At 30.8% G+C, this 19,887-nt stretch carries 19 protein-coding genes; 8 read left to right on the forward strand and 11 right to left on the reverse strand.

The genetic code is table 11. The features are described from left to right. Together ACVC2P_RS18125 and ACVC2P_RS18130 are read right to left on the reverse strand one after the other, a co-directional pair. The coding region (locus tag ACVC2P_RS18125) for a hypothetical protein (protein ID WP_452599858.1) at nt 1-766 on the reverse strand (766 nt) is incomplete at its 3' end. Nucleotides 767-874: 108 nt separating this feature from the next. Then, on the reverse strand, nt 875-1,591 hold the full coding sequence (locus ACVC2P_RS18130; protein ID WP_452599859.1) for a DUF547 domain-containing protein: 717 nt from the start codon (nt 1,589-1,591) through the stop codon (nt 875-877). Between the two features lie 202 nt (nt 1,592-1,793). On the opposite strand from ACVC2P_RS18130, the gene ACVC2P_RS18135 reads away from it, so the two are divergent. From ACVC2P_RS18135 to ACVC2P_RS18165, 7 genes are all read left to right on the forward strand, one after another. Beyond that, complete coding sequence (locus ACVC2P_RS18135; protein WP_452599860.1) at nt 1,794-3,092, forward strand: NAD(P)/FAD-dependent oxidoreductase; 1,299 nt, start codon at nt 1,794-1,796, stop codon at nt 3,090-3,092. 12 nt (nt 3,093-3,104) lie between these two features. Next, a complete protein-coding gene (locus tag ACVC2P_RS18140) occupies nt 3,105-4,745 on the forward strand; it encodes a 4Fe-4S binding protein (RefSeq protein WP_452599861.1) in 1,641 nt (546 codons plus the stop codon). Nucleotide 4,746: 1 nt separating this feature from the next. Next, the gene (locus ACVC2P_RS18145) at nt 4,747-5,769 is read left to right on the forward strand and encodes a toxin-antitoxin system YwqK family antitoxin (protein ID WP_452599862.1); all 1,023 of its coding nucleotides are present in this window, start codon (nt 4,747-4,749) and stop codon (nt 5,767-5,769) included. Then, nucleotides 5,770-6,462 carry a glycosyltransferase family 2 protein gene (locus ACVC2P_RS18150; protein ID WP_452599863.1) on the forward strand — a complete coding sequence of 231 codons (693 nt, stop codon included), beginning with the start codon at nt 5,770-5,772 and terminating at the stop codon, nt 6,460-6,462. A 53-nt stretch (nt 6,463-6,515) separates the two neighbouring features. Further along, nucleotides 6,516-7,949 (forward strand): cellulose synthase family protein, encoded by a 1,434-nt coding sequence (locus ACVC2P_RS18155; RefSeq protein ID WP_452599864.1) that lies wholly within the window; start codon nt 6,516-6,518, stop codon nt 7,947-7,949. 143 nt (nt 7,950-8,092) lie between these two features. After that, nucleotides 8,093-9,442 (forward strand): mannosyltransferase, encoded by a 1,350-nt coding sequence (locus ACVC2P_RS18160; RefSeq protein ID WP_452599865.1) that lies wholly within the window; start codon nt 8,093-8,095, stop codon nt 9,440-9,442. Nucleotides 9,443-9,542: 100 nt separating this feature from the next. After that, a complete protein-coding gene (locus ACVC2P_RS18165; protein WP_452599866.1) occupies nt 9,543-9,911 on the forward strand; it encodes a hypothetical protein in 369 nt (122 codons plus the stop codon). 183 nt (nt 9,912-10,094) lie between these two features. On the opposite strand, the gene ACVC2P_RS18170 is transcribed toward ACVC2P_RS18165, so the two are convergent. The 4 genes from ACVC2P_RS18170 to ACVC2P_RS18185 all read right to left on the reverse strand — a co-directional run bounded on the left by ACVC2P_RS18170 (nt 10,095) and on the right by ACVC2P_RS18185 (nt 13,427). Continuing rightward, on the reverse strand, nt 10,095-10,433 hold the full coding sequence (locus ACVC2P_RS18170) for a hypothetical protein (RefSeq protein ID WP_452599867.1): 339 nt from the start codon (nt 10,431-10,433) through the stop codon (nt 10,095-10,097). Between the two features lie 393 nt (nt 10,434-10,826). After that, entirely contained in the window at nt 10,827-11,498 is a 672-nt protein-coding gene (locus tag ACVC2P_RS18175) for a response regulator (protein ID WP_452599868.1), read from the reverse strand. Between the two features lie 2 nt (nt 11,499-11,500). Beyond that, entirely contained in the window at nt 11,501-13,147 is a 1,647-nt protein-coding gene (locus tag ACVC2P_RS18180; RefSeq protein WP_452599869.1) for a tetratricopeptide repeat-containing sensor histidine kinase, read from the reverse strand. A gap of 58 nt (nt 13,148-13,205) precedes the next feature. Then, nucleotides 13,206-13,427 (reverse strand): hypothetical protein, encoded by a 222-nt coding sequence (locus ACVC2P_RS18185; RefSeq protein WP_452599870.1) that lies wholly within the window; start codon nt 13,425-13,427, stop codon nt 13,206-13,208. A gap of 312 nt (nt 13,428-13,739) precedes the next feature. On the opposite strand from ACVC2P_RS18185, the gene ACVC2P_RS18190 reads away from it, so the two are divergent. Further along, nucleotides 13,740-14,810 (forward strand): hypothetical protein, encoded by a 1,071-nt coding sequence (locus tag ACVC2P_RS18190; protein WP_452599871.1) that lies wholly within the window; start codon nt 13,740-13,742, stop codon nt 14,808-14,810. A 79-nt stretch (nt 14,811-14,889) separates the two neighbouring features. On the opposite strand, the gene ACVC2P_RS18195 is transcribed toward ACVC2P_RS18190, so the two are convergent. The 5 genes from ACVC2P_RS18195 to ACVC2P_RS18215 form a co-directional block, all read right to left on the reverse strand. Further along, the gene (locus tag ACVC2P_RS18195; RefSeq protein WP_452599872.1) at nt 14,890-15,720 is read right to left on the reverse strand and encodes a pseudouridine synthase; all 831 of its coding nucleotides are present in this window, start codon (nt 15,718-15,720) and stop codon (nt 14,890-14,892) included. 121 nt (nt 15,721-15,841) lie between these two features. Further along, complete coding sequence (locus tag ACVC2P_RS18200; RefSeq protein ID WP_452599873.1) at nt 15,842-16,792, reverse strand: carbon-nitrogen hydrolase family protein; 951 nt, start codon at nt 16,790-16,792, stop codon at nt 15,842-15,844. Then, nucleotides 16,792-17,697: a geranylgeranylglycerol-phosphate geranylgeranyltransferase gene (locus tag ACVC2P_RS18205; RefSeq protein WP_452599874.1), complete on the reverse strand. Its 906-nt coding sequence runs from the start codon at nt 17,695-17,697 to the stop codon at nt 16,792-16,794. The genes ACVC2P_RS18200 and ACVC2P_RS18205 overlap by 1 nt, the downstream gene beginning before the upstream one ends. A gap of 8 nt (nt 17,698-17,705) precedes the next feature. Then, the gene (locus ACVC2P_RS18210) at nt 17,706-18,635 is read right to left on the reverse strand and encodes a mevalonate kinase family protein (protein ID WP_452599875.1); all 930 of its coding nucleotides are present in this window, start codon (nt 18,633-18,635) and stop codon (nt 17,706-17,708) included. A gap of 51 nt (nt 18,636-18,686) precedes the next feature. Next, nucleotides 18,687-19,799 (reverse strand): diphosphomevalonate/mevalonate 3,5-bisphosphate decarboxylase family protein, encoded by a 1,113-nt coding sequence (locus ACVC2P_RS18215; RefSeq protein WP_452599876.1) that lies wholly within the window; start codon nt 19,797-19,799, stop codon nt 18,687-18,689. Nucleotides 19,800-19,887 lie beyond the last annotated feature (88 nt).

Here is a 19,887-nt window from a genome sequence, read left to right on the forward strand (position 1 = left end):
TATTTCCTAAATCTATTAAGAATGCTTGTTGTACGTTAGCAAAAATTGTTGATTTAGATGATGGAAAGTAACTTAAAAAGGCACTTAATGGTAAGAATAAACTATTGTTTGCAAAACGTTCTCCTTGATTAACTTCTGCAGGGTTAGCATCTTCACTTTTCTCTCCAAAGTTAAATCCAAAATCTGCTTCTGTAAATATTTGCCAATCTCCTCCTCCAAATGTTTTGTCGTAAAAGAATTTTGTTTCCCAGAATGTACTTCTTTTATCTAAATAAGCAAATCCTGGCTCGTCTTTAAATATTGGTAAGTATAATGAACTCGTAAATGAGAAATTAGGTACGCTTGCAAACGGTTGAACTCTAATAGATGGAGCAATAGTTGTAAATCCGCTACGAGAATCTACTCCATTGTTTTTAAAATTAAAAACACTTGTTGCACTTTGATCGTTGTATGTGTTAGCACGTATTTGAAATACTAATCCCACATTAATTCTTGAATTCTCACTTACACCAGTATAAATCTCTGTTGTATTTGTAAAGAAACTTGATCTTGGCACATCGAAAGATTCTCCTGTTCCCGCTCCTGTACTTTTTGTCTGTGTATATAAACTATTAAAAAACTTAATATCCCACTGTCCTTTATTTAATAGTTTTGAAGGTGTAAACTCTTGTATATTACTTCTTGTTGTTGTGTCTTCTGTATCTTCTTGAGAAAACCCTAAAAAACCTGTGGCTAATGCTATGGCTAATACCGCTATTTTTTTCATAATTGTTGATTTGTATGCTCTCCTTCTTTTAGAGCACTTTTAATGTTTTATTTAATTGTTTTAAATTTTAATCTGCTCTTTTAGCAGGTTCCCGCTTTCACGAGAATATTATTGTTTATTTACATTCCAGTTATATTCAAAGTAGCTTAACTTAGATTTTGCTGGCACTTTTTCTTTTCTGTACTTGTTTATAAAATCTATTTCTGTTGTTCCATTCATAGTAAAATCTTCTTTATACCATTCTAATATTTTAGATCCTGAAATTCTTTTTTTCTTAGCATTAACCTTTATAAAATAATCTCCGTTAAGAGCTAATACTGTTTGCTTTTCTAATTGCGCATCTAATGTGTTTGGTAAATATGCTTTACTTATTAACGGAGGGCAACCTATAGCCCCACAGACTAGTACAAAGTGGAAACGAGCATCTTTAAATTGTGCACGTAATAGCTTGTGTTCTATATCATTTAAAGTGATTTTTTTTCCACCTAAACTATGCTTTTTTCCATCAAAAAAACCTTTATGATCTAGTGGGGATTTTGTAGGATACTCATCTACAATACTCTTTATTACAGATAAGTTATAAGCATTTATCCAAAAGGCTTGGTAATTATTGGCATCGCTTTTAGAAACCGAAATGCCTTCTGCAATTTTTAAAATGTCGTCTAACGCTGTTCTATCTTTTTTAATAGCAGCATACGCCACTTTTCCGTTAGCGACATTTGCTTTAAAGAAAGCATCTGCCTTATTAAAGAATGTATTTAAGTCCTGAGCCTTGGCAGAAATGCTTCCTAATAAGACCGCGAGTATGATGATTACTTTTTTCATTATTTTTTTAATTTAAACGTGTTTAACAGTTCTCTAAGTCTGTTAAATTTCAATAAACTTTCAAAAAAACAAAAAAAAATTAGCGTCTTTCAACATTATAAAACCTTACACATTTTTTTAATTTATATCTATTCTAAATACCTGAATCATTTTAAGTTATTACCTTTATTTTCGACCAACCGCATCATAACCACAAAATATTATGGAACACATTGTTATAATAGGAAACGGAATTTCTGGAGTTACTGTCGCTAGACACATTAGAAAATTATCCGATAAACAAATCACTATAGTTTCGGCTGAGACAGATTATTTTTTTTCAAGAACTGCCCTAATGTATATATATATGGGACACATGAAGTTTGAGCATACTCAACCTTACGAAAATGGTTTTTGGGAAAAGAATAGAATTAGCCTTAAAAAAGGATATGTAGAAACTGTAGAAACAACTTCAAAAACACTACATTTTAAAGGTGGCGATGCTCTTAATTATGATAAATTGATTATCGCAACTGGTAGTAAACCAAATAAGTTTGGTTGGCCAGGACAAGACTTAAACGGTGCTCAAGGTTTGTATAGCAAACAAGATTTAGATTCCTTAGAATTAAATGCGCCTAATAAGGACGTTTGTAAACGTGCTGTAATTGTGGGTGGAGGTTTAATAGGGATTGAATTAGCAGAAATGTTAAATTCTAGAAGCATTCCTGTAACTTTTTTGGTTAGGGAAAATAGTTTTTGGAATGGTGTTTTGCCTGAAGGAGAAAGTGCAATGATTAATAGGCATATAAAAAACCACCATATAGATTTAAGATTAGGTGTTAATTTAAAAGAAATTAAAGATGATGGCAATGGCAATGTTAAGTCTATTGTTATTGACGAAACAGGAGAAGAAATTGCCTGCAATGTTGTTGGTTTAACGGCTGGAGTGTCGCCAAATATTAATTTTATTAAGGACTCTAACATTGAAACAAATCGCGGTGTTTTAGTTAATAGGCTTTTAGAAACTAGTGTTAAAGATATTTATGCTATTGGGGATTGTGCAGAACAACGTGAAGCTATTGGACAACGTAGGCCTATTGAAGCGGTTTGGTATACGGGTAGAATGATGGGAGAAACTTTAGCACAAACTATTTGTGGTAATCCTACAGAATACAAACCTGGACATTGGTTTAATTCGGCTAAGTTTTTAGACATAGAGTACCAAACTTACGGATGGGTATTTTCTAAACCTAGAGAGAACGAAGCTCACTTTCATTGGAAACATGATGACGACACAAAATGTATTACAGTTTGTTACGACACAAGCAATAATCGTTTTTTAGGAATAAATACATTTGGTATTAGAATGCGACATGATGTTTTCGACCAATGGTTAACCGAAAAACGTGATGTGGATTATGTAATACAAAACTTAGAAAAAGCCAATTTTGATCCAGAATTCTATAAGCATTTTGAAAAAAATATTATTGCTGCATATAAAAACAATTTACAAACTGCCTAAACCAAAAATAAAATGAGTAATAAAATAAATCATAGTATGTCTCTAGCTAAACCAGACGCTTTAGGCATTAACAAAAAACAAAAAATTGCAATAGCTATTGGGTTTATAGGGCTATTTATATTAGTACTAGCTACGCTAAATGTTAATTTCCCTAATAAGGCTTTATTTTTAGCATTAGCTATTGGTTCAATTTCTGTGGGAACCATACTATACACAAGAGAAGCTTACCTTACTAAACTAGAAGGTATAAAAAATGATGGAGTTTGGTTTAAATCCATTTCATCAAGAGGCGTTTTAGGTTGGGCATTAGGTATCTTTTTAACCTTATTTTATATTGTATTATACTTTTTCCCTGTCTATTTAGGATTAGGGCAAAATGGTGAAGAAAACACAGGTTTAATAGCTCTTTTCGATCCTTTAAGTCAGTTATTAAGTGGTAATAATGCCAGTCAATGGTTTGTTTACGGTACTTTATACACTGTTGCTATACTTATTTTTGGCTATAAGTTTATTCTTAAATATAGACATAATAGATACCAGCAATTGCGCACAGCTTCTGTTATGTTTTTTCAAACGGCTTTTGCTTTTGTAATTCCAGAATTAATGGCGCGATTAAATTCAGATAGTTTTTCATTACCATATAACGACCTTAAAAACATGTGGCCGTTAAATTATTATGCTTTCGATCAATGGCGTGTAGACCAATTTATAAATGCGCAAACGGTAGGGTTATTCTTTTTAATACTTGGTGTTGCAATGGTATTTGTAATTTCTCCGTTTTTAACTTATAAATATGGTAAACGTTGGTATTGTTCTTGGGTTTGCGGTTGTGGTGGTTTGGCTGAAACTGCTGGTGATTCTTTTAGACATTTAAGTGATAAAAGTACTAAAGCTTGGAAATTTGAACGTTGGATGATTAATTCTGTTTTGGTATTCTCTGTTGTTATGACAACCGCAGTTATTTCTACATACTTAGGTTATGATTCTGAGAAATATTGGTTTACAAAAAACGTGTTTTTAATAAGTGTTGGTTCATTTTTAACCTTACTGTTTGTTGGTATATTATATTTTAAAAGACATCAAATTAACAAAAGTGCTCTTAAAGGTGCTGTAGGGTTTTATGCTTTAACTATTGCCTTTTTAGTATTCTTTGCTTTTTTCGATTTAAGTCAGATAAAAATTAATGCTAGTTATTTTTCTTTTGGCCTTAATACTAATACCTACAATTTTGATAGCGCATTAAGAACATTTTACGGTTTTGGAATTGGCTCTATATTTTCTGGTGTTATTGGTACAGGATTTTATCCAATTTTAGGTAGCAGAGCTTGGTGCCGTTTTGGGTGTCCTATGGCTGGAATTTTAGGAATTCAACAACGTTTATTTTCTAAATTTAGAATTACTACAAACGGTGGACAATGTATTTCCTGCGGAAACTGCTCTAACAGTTGTGAAATGGGGATAGATGTTCGTGCTTACGCACAAAAAGGCGAAAACATAGTTCGTTCTAGTTGTGTAGGTTGTGGTGTTTGTAGTGCCGTTTGCCCAAGAGGTGTATTAAAATTAGAAAATGATAGTACAAATGGAAGAATTAACCCAACAGAAGTATTACTAGGTAATGATGTTGATTTAATGGAATTAGTAAATCAAAAATAACATGTCTACATTAAGTGTGTATTTAAAACCCAGTTTATATAAAATGAAGCCCCTTTTAGTCTTTATATTTACACTAACATGCTTAAATGTTTTCGCTCAAAAAAAGTACGTTAAAAAGCATTACAACAATGGCTCTATAAAGATTGAAGGTTGGTTAAACAATGGTCTAAAAACTGGGTATTGGTTTTCTTACCATCAAAATGGTACTATTAAATCTGAAGGCTATTACGAAACTGATAAAAAAACCTCTTTTTGGAAATATTATTATAATAATAAAGTGCTAAAAAAAGAAGGGCATTACACTAATGGTATACCATCTAATTTTTGGAAAACCTATTATAAAAATGGTCTATTAGAAAGCGAAGGGCATTATAAAAATGGAGTATATAATGGGCATTGGAAATTTTATAATGAAAATGGGAAACTTAAATCTTCTGGCAACTATTTAAACGGAAAACCAATAAACTATTGGGCAGAATATGGTAGTAATGGTAATTTAAAAACTGAAGGTAATTATAGTAATGGGGTACGCTCTGGCTATTGGAAATTCTACCATAACAATGGTAAACTAGAAAAAGAAGGCACATACACCAATGGCACAGCATCAAAATATTGGAAGATTTATTACGAGAATGGAGCATTGGCAAAAGAAGGTTTTTTTAAAAGCGGGAAACAAGATGGTTATTGGAAGTTTTTTTATAAAAATGGTAAACTTCAAAAAAATGGTGCTTTTAAGGATGGTAAAACCGTAAATTATTGGCAATTTTACCGAGATAACGGAACTAAAGAAAGTGAAGGGCATTTTGTAAATGGAAAAAAAGCTAATTGGTGGTTGTTTTATGATGCTACTGAGAAAATAAATCACAAATGCCAACTAAAGAATAATCAAAAAAATGGTTATTGTTTAATGTATGAAAATGAAAAATTAGTGTCTGCAACAAAATATTCCGAAGGAAAAAAAATAAAGAAATGGACAGATTTAGCTTCCTTCAAGAAAGAAAATAAACTAAGTGATCTAAAATAAATGACACATATAAAAGTCATCATTCCTGCTTATAATGAGCAAGATTCTATAGCCAATGTAATACACGATATCCCCAAAATTGTTAATGAGGTTATTGTTGTAAATAACAACTCTACAGATAATACCGTAGAAAATGCAAAACATGCTGGAGCTACTGTTTTATCAGAACGCAACAAAGGCTATGGTTATGCCTGTTTAAAAGGAATGGATTACATTGCTAAACAAGAGAAAAATCCAGACATTATAGTCTTTTTAGATGGTGATTATAGTGACTATCCAGAGGAACTAACCAAGCTTATAACTCCAATAATAAAGGATAATATCGATTTTGTAATAGGTAGCCGTGTTAAACGATTAAGAGAAGGTGGTTCTATGACACCCCAACAAGTTTTTGGAAATTGGCTTGCAACATTTTTAATGTCTTTATTTTTTGGTGCTAAATATACAGATTTAGGCCCCTTTAGAGCTATTAAATATAATAAGTTAATAGCTCTAAACATGGAGGATAAAACTTACGGATGGACAGTAGAGATGCAGCTTAAAGCATTAAAACAAAAACTATCGTATATAGAAGTCCCAGTTAGGTATAAACAAAGAATTGGTATCTCTAAAGTGTCTGGTACAGTAAAAGGTACTATATTTGCGGGATTTAAAATTTTAGGTTGGATCTTTAAATACAGTTTTAAAAAGTGATTTTAGAAACATTAATAATAGTAATTTACTCAGCAGCGCTTATACTTATTTTTATGTACGCATTAGCGCAATTAAACTTGTTATTTAATTATCTAGCTGCACAGAAAAAACAAAACAAAGGGCCTAAATTCGATTTATCTAACCCAGATGAAATACCATATGTAACAATACAACTTCCTGTTTTTAATGAAATGTATGTTATGGATCGCCTGTTAAAAAACATCGCTTTAATAGACTACCCTAAAGATAAGTTAGAAATTCAAGTTTTAGACGATTCTACAGACGATACTGTAAAATCTACAGCTGCACATGTTGCAGAACTAAAAGCAACAGGTTTAGATATTACACACATTTGTAGAACGAACAGACAAGGGTTTAAAGCTGGCGCATTAAAAGAAGGATTAGTTATTGCAAAAGGAGAGTTTATTGCCATTTTTGATGCCGATTTCTTACCTGAGGCCGATTGGTTAAAACGTACAATACCTTATTTTAAAGATGAGAAAATAGGCGTTGTGCAAACACGTTGGGGACATATTAACAGAAACTACTCTATTTTAACTAAAATACAAGCTTTTGCTCTAGATGCTCACTTTACATTAGAACAGGTGGGGAGAAATAGTAAAGGTCATTTTATTAATTTTAATGGTACTGCAGGTATTTGGAGGAAAGAGTGTATTATAGATGCAGGAAACTGGGAAGGTGACACACTTACCGAAGACCTAGATTTAAGTTATAGAGCACAATTAAAAAACTGGAAATTTAAGTACTTAGAAAACGTACATACGCCTGCCGAGTTACCAGTAGTAATTAGTGCAGCACGTTCTCAACAATTTAGATGGAATAAAGGTGGAGCAGAAAACTTTAGAAAAATGCTTTGGAAAGTTTTAAAGAGTAAAAATATTTCTGCTAAAACTAAAATGCACGGTATTTTACATTTATTAAACAGTACTATGTTTTTAAATGTACTTATCGTTGGTATACTAAGTATTCCTATGCTATATATTAAAAATGAATACGCGCATTTAAAACAGTATTTCTATGTCATGAGCTTTTTCGTGATAAGTACTATTATATTTTTTATTTGTTATTGGGCAATGTACAGACGAACCTATGGTTCTAGTATAAAGAATTTTATACAGTATATTATTTTATTTTTCACTTTTTTCTCTATAGCAATGGGGTTTTCTTTACATAATTCTATAGCAGTTCTGGAAGGACACATAGGAAAACGCAGTGAATTTGTTAGAACACCAAAGTTTAACATTAGCACCTTAAAAGATAGCTGGAAAGGCAATAAATACCTACGTAAAAACATTTCGTTAAACGTTATTTTCGAAGGCATTTTAATGCTTTATTTTGCCTTTGGAATGTACAGTGCCTTTATTGTAGGAGATCAAGGTGGTGATTTTGGACTATTCCCTTTTCATTTAATGTTATTTTTAGGTTTTGGTTTTGTGTTTTTTAAATCTTTAACCTCTAAAGCTTAAACTGAATTAAACTATTTAGTTTATTTAAATTTAAGGCGTTAGGAACGTTTAGTATTTCGACTAAACCACCATTAACAAACTGTATACGTAACGTTTAATGCTATAACATGCCTATAAACACTACTTTTTTAAAACAGAATAAAATGCCTTTGCTGTTAACAGTCGTAAGTATTTTATTTTATGGTGTTTTTGCATACAATTTAGAAAGAACAGAGTATATAAAACTTATTACACTCTACACCGCCTTATTTATTATTTTTTATAAGTTAATAGATATTGGTAAACATAATACCAAATACTTAAGCTTAATAGCTGTTATATTCAGAGCCGTTTTTATTCTAGCGATTCCTAATTTGTCTCAAGATTTTTATCGTTTTCTATGGGATGGGCGATTATTAATTCAAGGTATAAACCCTTATTTGTATACTCCCGAATCTTTTATTAGTGCTGGAGAATATCCTGTTGCTCAAGCTAAAGCATTGTATACAGGTATGCAAAGTTTAAATGCAAGTCACTTTACAAACTATCCGCCTGTAAACCAATTATGCTTTGCTTTAGCGGCACTACTCTCGGGGAAAAGTATTGCTGGTTCTGCAATGGTATTACGGTTACTTATTATTGCTGCCGACTTTGGAACCTTATACTTTGGTAAAAAACTTTTAAAAGCCTTTAACTTACCTATTCATACTATTTTTTGGTACGTCTTAAATCCATTTATTATTATAGAATTAACTGGAAACCTTCATTTTGAAGGTGTAATGATTTTCTTTTTAATATGGAGTCTATATCTTTTGCATACTGGGTATTGGAAATGGGCTGCAGTAATTTTTGCTTTGTCTATTGCAACAAAATTAGTTCCTCTTATGTTTTTACCTCTATTTTTTTGGTGGTTTGTAAAACATACATCTATTTTAAAAAATACAGAGAACACACATTTGGGAGTATTAAAACTAATTGGGTTCTATGCTATAATAGGGGTATCTACAGTATTATTATTTATTCCTTTTTTCTCATCAGAATTTATAACCAACTACTCTAAAACTGTTGGACTCTGGTTTGGGAAATTTGAGTTTAATGCTAGTATTTACTATTTAGCGAGAAGTGTTGGTTATGTATTTAGGGGTTGGAATGAAATTGAAATTATTGGTAAAATATTACCTGTTTTAGTTTTTCTATTTATAACCAGTTTAGCTTTATTAAGAAAAAATAATACTACAAAAAAGCTTATAACGGCAATGCTTTTTGCTTTTACGTTTTACCTTTTTACAAGTACAACTGTACATCCTTGGTATGTTGCTACAATACTTGCTTTAAGCATTTTTACAAGATATAAGTTTGCTATTGTTTGGAGCTTTATTGTTATTATTAGCTACTTGGCGTATGCGAATACAGAAAATAGTGAAAACCTTTGGATTATTTCGCTAGAATATATTATTGTGTATTCTGTTTTTATTTGGGAGGTTTTTTTTCAAGTAGAAAAACGGTCTATATAAGTGGTTTCACGTATTAAAAAAAGACCGCACTTCCCCTCTTAACCTCTCTTATAAAAGGGTGTAATATTGTACTATTATTAACCCAAAAAACTTATTTATTATGTCAATGCCATCGTATGTTTCATTACAAAACAATGCAAACCAGGAGTACAGAAACAACCATGCAACTAAAATGCAAAAAGACTACCAATCTCCAGAATGTCTTTTTAATTTAGTTTCACAAAGCAATGGGTCTTACGCCATTAAAAACGTAAAAAACAGTGAATATTTTGACTGTACTATTACAAGTATGTCTAAAACTGTAGATGGAGATTGCCAAAGATGGCAGTTTTTATCAATCCCTACTATTCCAAATGGATATTACATCCAGAATATGGAAAACAAACAGTACATGACTAAAAAAGCCTCTCAGCTATCTAAAAACGCTGGAGATGATGAAGTTTATATTGTTGTTGCTCGTGAGCAATAGTAGCGTATATAAATACTTTAATTTAAAAAGCCTTACAGAATTTTTTCTGTAAGGCTTTGGTCTATTTTAAATATAGATGTAATATGCTATTTAATGAATCTCTATATTTTGACCTAAAAACTATTGTAGTTATATAATATTAGACGTGTTCTAATAAATTACATTACAATATTTTTATTATCATTACCTGCATTTACAATGCCGCATTCCTATATTTTTAGCTTCTTTTATTGTAAGCTTTGTTACTATAGATTTACAAATCTTAAACGAGCCATGCTGTAAAGTAGGGTGGTAAATTTTACTTTTTCCACAGCGATATACTGTATCTGTAGCCTTTTCGTGTAAAGGAATTCTATCATAAAAAACACTTTCACTACTATTTAAAGTCCTAGAGTTAATTGTGCGAGCATGATTAATCTCATTAAGGTCATTATTATTAAATCCTTTAGATTCTCTCCCTAAAAAAAAAGCTAAAGTAATCGCTAATATTACTGTGGTTTGTTTTGCTGTTTTAGTTTTCATGTTATTCTATAACTTACACGCTCTTTTAATCTAATATGATTAATTCTCTTTTCTGTAAACATCTACTTTTACCTATAACTTATTTATTATTAATTTTACTTATTCTCTCAATAAAATTAAATTCATATCGTAACATTATTCCTTAAACTCATTTTCTAGCTACATTCATTTAACAGTATCTTATCTGTTAAATACAATTATTGTGTAATTTCTTTTTTTGAATGAATTATTACCTATCCAAAATTAAACGTATTACAAATAAAGGCTTTACGGAATCCCATAAAACCTTCATTGTTTTATCTATTTAAAGTAGGAATAATACTTTTGTTTAATCTTAACATGCGTTAAAAGAAATGTATGATGAGTTCTCAAAAATAGAAAAGAAGATAAAATCTATATTAAGCCCAAGTCCTTCATTTTTGCAACTAAGTGCGTTGCATTATCTGCTTTAAATTGTATACGCAATTTATTTAAGCGTTTTTCTATAGAACTTACACTACTTGGTATAATTTTATTAGTTTTAAAATACTCACTTATTTGGCTTTGTACTTTTCCTAGAGATAGTTGTTTTGCCAATTCTATATCGAAATCGGTGATTTCTAAATCGTTTTTAGGGCTTAATGCATGTTTTACATCTTCCGATAGAAACACTTGTTTATTATACACTACCTCAATAGCTTGTGCTAACTCTCTTGAAGCGTATCTGCCTTTGCAGACGTAAGCATTAATTTTATAATTATTAAATAACAACCTCACTTTTTGTAACAGAGTTATTCCTGAAAAAATAATAATAGGTAATTCTGGATAATCTTTTCGTAATGCTGCAATTAAATCATCTCCTGAGGTTAATTTTTCTGGACGGTGGTCTTTTTTAAATTGTAAATCGGTTATGACTAAATCGAAAGGTTTTTGGTCTAAAATAGCACGCTTTATTTTTAAATAAGCTTCGTCGCAATATTGTGATTTTTGAATATTAGCCTTTTCTATTTTTAAACCATCCAATACTTCTAATACTCCAATATTAGCACTTGCATGATCGTCTACTATTAATACTTTCTTAAACATATTTATACAGTGATTTTAGATTTGAAACCTTTATTAATTTCCGATTCAAAATTAATTGTTCCATTAATAGTTCTAATACGGTTTTCCACATTCTGTAATCCTGTATTCTTTTTTAGATCTGTACCAATGCCATCATCACTATATGTTATTATTATTTTTTTTCTTATGATTTTAAAGGTCAATGCCACAAATTCAGCTTGGCTATGTTTTTTCATATTTACCATGAATTCTTGTAACACTTTATAAATGGTTTCTTTTTTTATTTTAGAAACAACCTCCCAGTTTACTTTATCGATGTCTTTGATAATAACACGCACTGCATGACTATTATAACTTACTAATAGATCGTTTAATGTTTCTTTAAAATCACCTTCGTAATCTAAAACACTGTGTTCTTTAGATATATTTCTAGTTTTAATGTATATGGCCTCTAAATTGTCTATTACCTTTTCATTTATATTGGCATTGTTTTGCAGTGTATTCATTACCTGAAATACATCATTCGCTACCTCGTCGTGTACTTTTTTAGAGATATGACTTTCTGTTTTGTAGACCGCTTGTAAAGTTTTCTTTTTGTGTTTTGATTTTAATATAAAATAGGAATATATTGATGATAAAATCAAGAAAGCAAATACCGATATATATATGATGCGGGTTTTTTCGCTGTCTTTTTTACTTAATTCATATTTTTGTTCTACCTCTAATCTTTTAGTTTTTTCCTTATCGTTGTCATATTTCAATTGAGCATAATTATTACTTGAAGCTTTATTTTGTTTATCAAGTCTATCTTTAGTTTTAATAAATGTATCATAATCTGCATCTTTTTTTAAACTCATTTTTAATTTAAGTACTGCTAAACGAGCTACGTCATTATTAGTTAAATTAGCTATTGCATAGGCCTTATTTGCATAATCATTTGCAATATTAGTTTGTTTTTTTTCTTTATAAAATTCTCCTAAGTGTAAACAACTAGTTATTATACCACCATATATTTTTTCTTCTTTTCGAATTTTTAAGGCCGTTTTTAAATTATTTAGAGCATCTGGATGGTTTATTTTAAACTGTGCGAAACCTATATTGTCTAAAATTCTAGCTTCTTGTTCTTTATCATTTAATTTTAGAACACTATCATATGATTTTTTATAATAGGGGATTGCTGTTTTGTAGTCGTCTTTATGAAAATAAACATGACCTATATTATTCCAAATAGTCGTAAGATACTTGAGTGAATCAGTTAACGTTATTGCTATATTATAATTTGACAAAGCCTTATTATAATCTTCATGCTCTCTATACATTTTACCAAGATGGTTATAAATACTCAGTTTCTTTCTGGATATAGTATCTCTATTTCTAAGTTTCTCAACCAATTTTAAAGCTTCAATAGCTGATGATTCACTATCTGAAACTACTCCTAATTTATTTTGGATTTGAGCGACCATAATTAAAGCATCAATCTTTCTGACTAGAGACACTTTATCTTTATGGGAGAAAAAATACTTTAATGCTTTGAGACGATACTCTGATTTATCATATTTAGTTGAATAATACTCAAAGCTATCTACAGGTTTCTCTTGTGCTTTTAGTGGTTGATTTATTAATAGCGAGAAGAAAAACAAAAAGAGGGATGATTTTATTATTGTTTTCATCCCCCAAAAATAACAACTAATTTTTAGTTATTAGTTACATCTTTTGTTATTATTCTAACTATGGAGTTGGAGGTATATCCCCTTCTTCATCACAGCAACCATCTTCTCCAGATTCTGTTCCAGAAGTGTTAGTTGGTGGAGGTGGAATATCTCCTTCTTCATCACAGCAGTCTCCATTTGCTTGTTCTATAAGCTCATCTTCTACAATACTATTTGGATTGCAAGAAGTCATATTTGCGCTCATAAAAAGAGCAATAAATAAATATAATATGGTTTTCATTTCAAAAAAATTAAGGTTAGACAAAGGGATTCCTGTCCGAGATTTTTCTCAGTTTTTTGTGACAGTAATCCTTTAAAAAGTTGGAGTACTCCTTTGTTTTTTTGGAAAGTGAAAATCCTTATGTAGTAGTGTTTAGCTACTTTCCATTTTGGCTATTATTACCACATTATGGATTTCCGTAAGTATCTGTTCTGCGCATTAATTATGTTAGCAATGCATAATTAGGAACTGATAACTGAGCGCAAGTTACAACCAGCTAGAAGCCTTTTTATAAGAGGAATCCGAACATTCCGAAGAATCCGCTAAAATCTTATGAAATCCCTAAAAAGCTTAAAAATGAGGACTACAGACACTTATGAAAATGAGATAAAACAGAAATATTTAAATGATAAAGAGCAAGGTTTACTTAGAGGAAACTTGCATAATCTAACACCCAGTTCAATTAGAAAAGTATGTTTAAACATATATGATGAAACTACAATTGATGCAGATATTTTAATTATTAAAAATTTTTTTTTGAATGAAAAAGAAGAACCTTTAAGGCAAAAAATATGTGCTTATGACTTAGATTGTTTTAGACCAATTCGCAATTTTCTACTAGGAGGTACAAGTACAATTAAATCTCATGATACTTTAGAACTTACGGCACTAATTGTGGATTTTAAGCCAAGACCTTATAATAAGTATAGACAAAGCCATTTAAAAAACAAAGTCAATGATAAAGTAGAAGGAAAAACAGATAATTTAGAACGTAGTAAAAACGAAACTAGTAAAAAAGACAAAAAAACTATTGAAGCAACACCAACCTCTAACTCTTCTAATCAAGCAGAAAAAATAGAAAATAACTCTAAAAAAAACTGTAAAAGCAGGGAGAAAGAGATTATTAATATTAATAACAGAGGAGGAAGCTATTGTCACTCAAACACTAAGCCCTCACTTACTAATCCTTCTATTGTTTCCTTTAATCCTGACACAAATCCTAGTACTAATGTTGGCTTTAATTCTAATATTAAAATAATTATTATTTCTTCTATAATTCTCCTCTTTATTGTCTTTGTTATTATTCCTTTAAACAAAACTAAATGGATGGTATGGCAAAATGATCATTATATAGAAACATCCTTCGATCTAGAAAAATACAACCTAGATGATTTAAAACTTTATAAAAAGGAACGCATAGAGCACTTTAAAAAAATTGAATCTCCAAGCTGCACAACATTTTTTTTTAAAGCTAATGGCAGTGAAAATGTATGGTATGGCAAAAATTCAAAAGGAGAATTAGAATATTTTACAGATTTAGGATTACACCCAGAAACTGGTAAAACTTTAAAAAAAATAACAAAATATATGATTAAAACCCATATTTGCCCTGAATACAAGTAAACTTTAATCCATAAAAAAAGCCGCAACATGAAGTTGCGGCTTTTACATTTTGAATATTATAGTTTATAATTAAATAATACTACATCATTTTTAAGGTATTCATTTCTTGTATTGTAAGGTGTTTCCAGTGGCCTCGCGGTAAATCTTTTTTTGTTAGGTGTGCTATAGCAACACAGTCTATTCTAACTAATTCGTACTTTAAATACCCAAAAATGGTATGTAAAATAGTATTTCCTGTGTTTTTAATTTTAATCCCTATTTCGTTTTTCTTGTTATCTACGTAGTCTATTTCTTCTACGTTTACCATATTGCCCTCTATTCTAAGTCCTTCTCTTATACGTTTTAAATCTTCTAACTTTAGGTTTTTATCTAACTCTAAATGAAATAAACGTTCTACGCCTTTTTTAGAGTTTGTAAAACGATTAACTACTTTATCATCATTTGTAAATAGTAATAGCCCTGTAGAGTTACGCCCTAAACGGCCAATTGGCTTAATACGCGAAGACGTTGCATTGGCTACTAAATCCATTACAGTTTTACCTTTATGCTCGCTTGTAGTGGTTGCAAACCCTTTAGGTTTGTTTAATAATACGTAAGCTTTTGGCTCTGGATTAATACGTGCACCATCGTAACGCACTTCGTCTTCTAGCTTTACTTTGTAACCCATTTCGGTTACTACTTTTCCATTTACAGAAACTAAGCCTGTAGCTATGTGTACATCTGCATCACGACGAGAACATACACCTGCATTTGCTATGTATTTATTTAAACGAATTTCGTTTGAATCTGCTGCTTTTTTAGGTGTTGCCTTCTTTTTTATTGGCCCATTACCTTTTACAAACTTTTTCTTATAATCTTTTTTGCCTCCTTTGGGAGCCGATTTTCCGTTTCGTTGTCCACTGTTACTCATCGCTTCTTTCTTTTTATAGTTTTGCTTTAGCTATACTATTTTTGAGGGTGCAAAGATAGTTTATAATTTAAGATTTCCGATTATTGTCTACTATTTTGTTTTTCAGACTTCTAAAAACCTATTAATCATTGAACTCAACTGTAGATTGTCGCTCTCTATTAACATGTAATTTTGTTACATCTGGTCTTGAGTAATGACCTACTGCATCAAAATTTTGACGTTCTTCGTACACCCTATTAAAATCTATGCTCTGTATAATTAATCCTTCTTTATACAATACTGGTTCTATAATCCATTCGCCATCTGGTCCTGCAATACAACTTCCGCCGTTTGCTAATGTTTCTGGTGCGTTTTCTAATATTCTACCTAAGTGAGGTATTTCTTTTGGGAAGTCTTGTTTTGTCATTAAACTAGATACAGACACTACAAAGGAGCGAGATTCTCTAGCTATAAAACGTGTAATATCTTTTGTATTATGGTCGCTTCCTGGCCAAACCGCTATATGTAAATTTTCTCCTAAGCCATATAATGCTGTTCTTGGTAAAGGCATCCAATTTTCCCAGCAGTTTAATCCTCCAACTGTAAATTGTTTTAGTGGGTGTACTTGTAATCCGTTACCATCTCCTGGTGCCCAGGTTAAACGTTCATCGTAAGTAGGTTGCAATTTACGGTGTACAGATTTTATCTCTCCGTTCTCATTTATATATACTAAAGAGGCATAAATACTATGCCCTCCTCTGTTTTTTGCACGTTCCATAATACCTAAATAGATGGCTATATTATATGTTTTAGCTAACTCACAAATGGCATCTAACTCTCCTGCTTCTACTTGTATAGCATTACGAACATAGGTTGCATGTAATTCTTTATTTACTTGTGTATTCCATTCTGCTCCGCCAGTAAGTGCTAACCAAAAGGGATATCCTGGCACTAAAGCTTCACCAAAAACTATTAGTTCGCATGCTTGTTTTCCTGCCTCAATAATTGAAGCTTCAACTTTTTTAAGTGTTTCCTCTTTATTTAAAAGCACAGGTGTAATTTGTGCCATGGCTATTTTTAATGTGTTATCCATTATAAAATACGTTTTAATACTAAATCTATATCTATTAACAGAATACTAAAAACACCTGCTACTATTATAAATTTAAGGATATTATGAAATATAAGATATTGTCGTTTTGTTTTCGATTTCCAAAGCAAAAACAGGAACAAGACTAGTAAGCTTATGCATACATAAAAGTAATAATACATATAGCCTACTTTAAACTTAGTTATTAAAAAATAAGCAGGAATTAACGTTAATACTATAAGTATAGTTATCATTACTTTCGAGGTTCGCTCACCGTACTTAATAGGGATTGTTTGGTAGTTTAGTGCTAAGTCTCCTTTAATATTTTCTAAATCTTTGGCTAATTCTCGTATGGCAATAATTAGGAATAAAAATGTAGCGTGTACAAAAATGACTGTATCGAAGTTTTTATAGTAAATGAATACTGCAAAAAATGGTGTTATAGTTAATATTGCCGAAGTAATATTACCTATAATTGGCATTTTTTTAAGTTTATGCGAGTACAACCAAATTGCAAAAATATATCCCGAAAAAAATAACACAGCATTAAATGCTACATAACTAGCCATTATAACTGCCGAAAAGTTAAGTACAAAATAAAAGGACAACTTAGTGTTCTGACTCACTAATTTATCTAACATAGACTTATTAGGCCTATTGATTAAGTCTTTTTCTGAGTCGTAAAAATTATTAATAATATATCCTGATGCTACAACAGCTGCAGATGCAAGTACTAGCATTAATAGATTAACATCGAAAAGTACTTTCTTAACTGGTAAATGTTCTGCAAATATATATACAGATGTTAAGTACTGCGCTATAACAATAACAAGAATGTTATATCCTCTAACAACCGAAAACATACTAAAAAACTTGAGTAAAATATGTTTTTGCCGTTTAGATAACATGGGAAGCTTTAAAAATTATAAACGACTTCTAATTTATAGTCTTTGAGCGCTTTTTGTGCATGATTTATATCTTCTGTAAATCCTAAAATATAACCGCCTCCACCAGAGCCACAGAGTTTAAGATAATAGGCGTTAGTTTCTATACCGTTTTTCCAAAGCTCATGAAATTGTTTAGGAATCATTGGTTTAAAATGATTAAAAACCACTTTAGACAACTGTTTTGTATTACTAAATAAAGATTTTATGTCTCCTTTTAAAAAGTCTTCAACACAGGCATCTGTATGTTTTATAAACTGATCCTTTAGCATTTTACGAAATCCTTCTTGTTTCATGTTTTCCATAAAAATGCTTACCATTGGTGCTGTTTCTCCTACAATACCACTATCTAATAAAAATACAGCGCCTTTACCTGCCGTTTTTTGTGTTGGTATTCCTGTAGCTTCTATATTATCTTTTGAGTTAATTAATATTGGAAGGCTTAAATAGCTATTTAAAGGGTCTAATCCAGACGATTTTCCATGAAAAAACGATTCCATTTCAGAAAAAACTGCTTTTAATTTCAGGAGTTTTTCTCGTGTTAAATTTTCTAATACAGTAATTTTGTTTTGTGCATACTTATCGTATACAGCTGCTACAAGTGCGCCACTACTTCCTACGCCATAACCTTGTGGTATAGAAGAATCAAAATACATTCCAGCAGCAACGTCAGCTTTAAGTTTTTCTATTTCGAAAACAACTAACTCTGGATTAATATTTGCTAAATAATCTACAAAATCTTTTAAATAACTATTAGATTTTTTGGCCTCTACTGAGGTATTATTATCCATTTTTAAAGCTCCGTTATAAAAATTATATGGAATGGATAATCCTTTAGAATCTTTTATGATTCCGTATTCTCCAAAGAGTAAGATTTTTGAATAAAAAAGTGGGCCTTTCATAAATTAGTATTCAATGGTTAAGTCGCAATTTACAGTACAAATATAACTAAATTATAACTTACGAGCGCCTAAACCTATTCTATCGCAAATATAGTGACCGTTTTGGCAAAATACAACTAACTCATTATTAATGAATTCATAAATTTTTTCTGCTTCACTTTCTGGGTATAATATATGTACATTTGCTCCAGCGTCTAAAGTAAAACCTACATGCGAACCTGTTTTCTCCCTAAAGGCCCAAATTTTATTAATAATCTCTAATGTATTGGGTTTCATTAAAATAAAATAAGGCATACTCGTCATCATCATAGCATGTAGAGTTAATGCTTCGCTTTCTATTAAAGCTATAAATGCTTTCAAATCTCCCGATTTTAAAATAGATTTTAGCTTCGTAATATTATTTTCTGCTTGTTTAAAACGTTCTTTAGCAAAAGGGTGACCGTGCATTAAATTATGTCCAACGGTGCTACTCACCTGCTTTTCTCCTTTATCTACTAATAAAATAGTATCGTGATAATTTTTAAAGTTAGCATGTACTTCTTCTGGATATTTTACACCGTATAAATCTGAACTTCCTTTAATTTCTTTATGTTCTCCCCAAACTATTAGATCACCTTCTATACTTCTACATGCACTACCCGAACCTAATCGCGCTAAAAAAGAGGCCTTTTTATTAAAATAATTGTCTGTTATTAAACGGTCTTCTTCGTTTAGAGTTTTATCTAGTTCTAAAAGTTGCTTCTCAATACTCATTAAGCATAGGGCTAAAGCACTCATTCCTGATGCAGATGATGCTATGCCTGAACTATGAGGGAATGTATTAGAGGTTTCTATGGTAAAATGGTACGCTTTTAAAAACGGTAAATAGTTTTCTATTCTCTTAAAGAAGGTTTCTATTTTAGGCTTAAAATCTGTATTCTTTTTATTTTCAAAAAAAACATCAAAAGTGAACTTACCATCTTCAACCTCTTTTTTTGCAAAACGTAGTGTTGTTTCTGTTTTACATGCATCTAACGTAAAACTTATGGACTGGTTTTCTGGAATTTGATGTGTTTTTTTACCCCAATACTTTACTAGAGCAATGTTACTGGGCGATGACCATGACACATGCCCTTCTTTTTTATTGTATGAATAATTTCTGGATAGAAATTCTGTTTCTTTCATTTAAAAAAATTTTTACAAATATAGTCTATAATTCTATTACAATTTTTATTACATTAGCGCCAGAATAGAAATTCATTCGGTTTAGTGA

This window comes from Pontimicrobium sp. MEBiC01747, assembly GCF_053601635.1.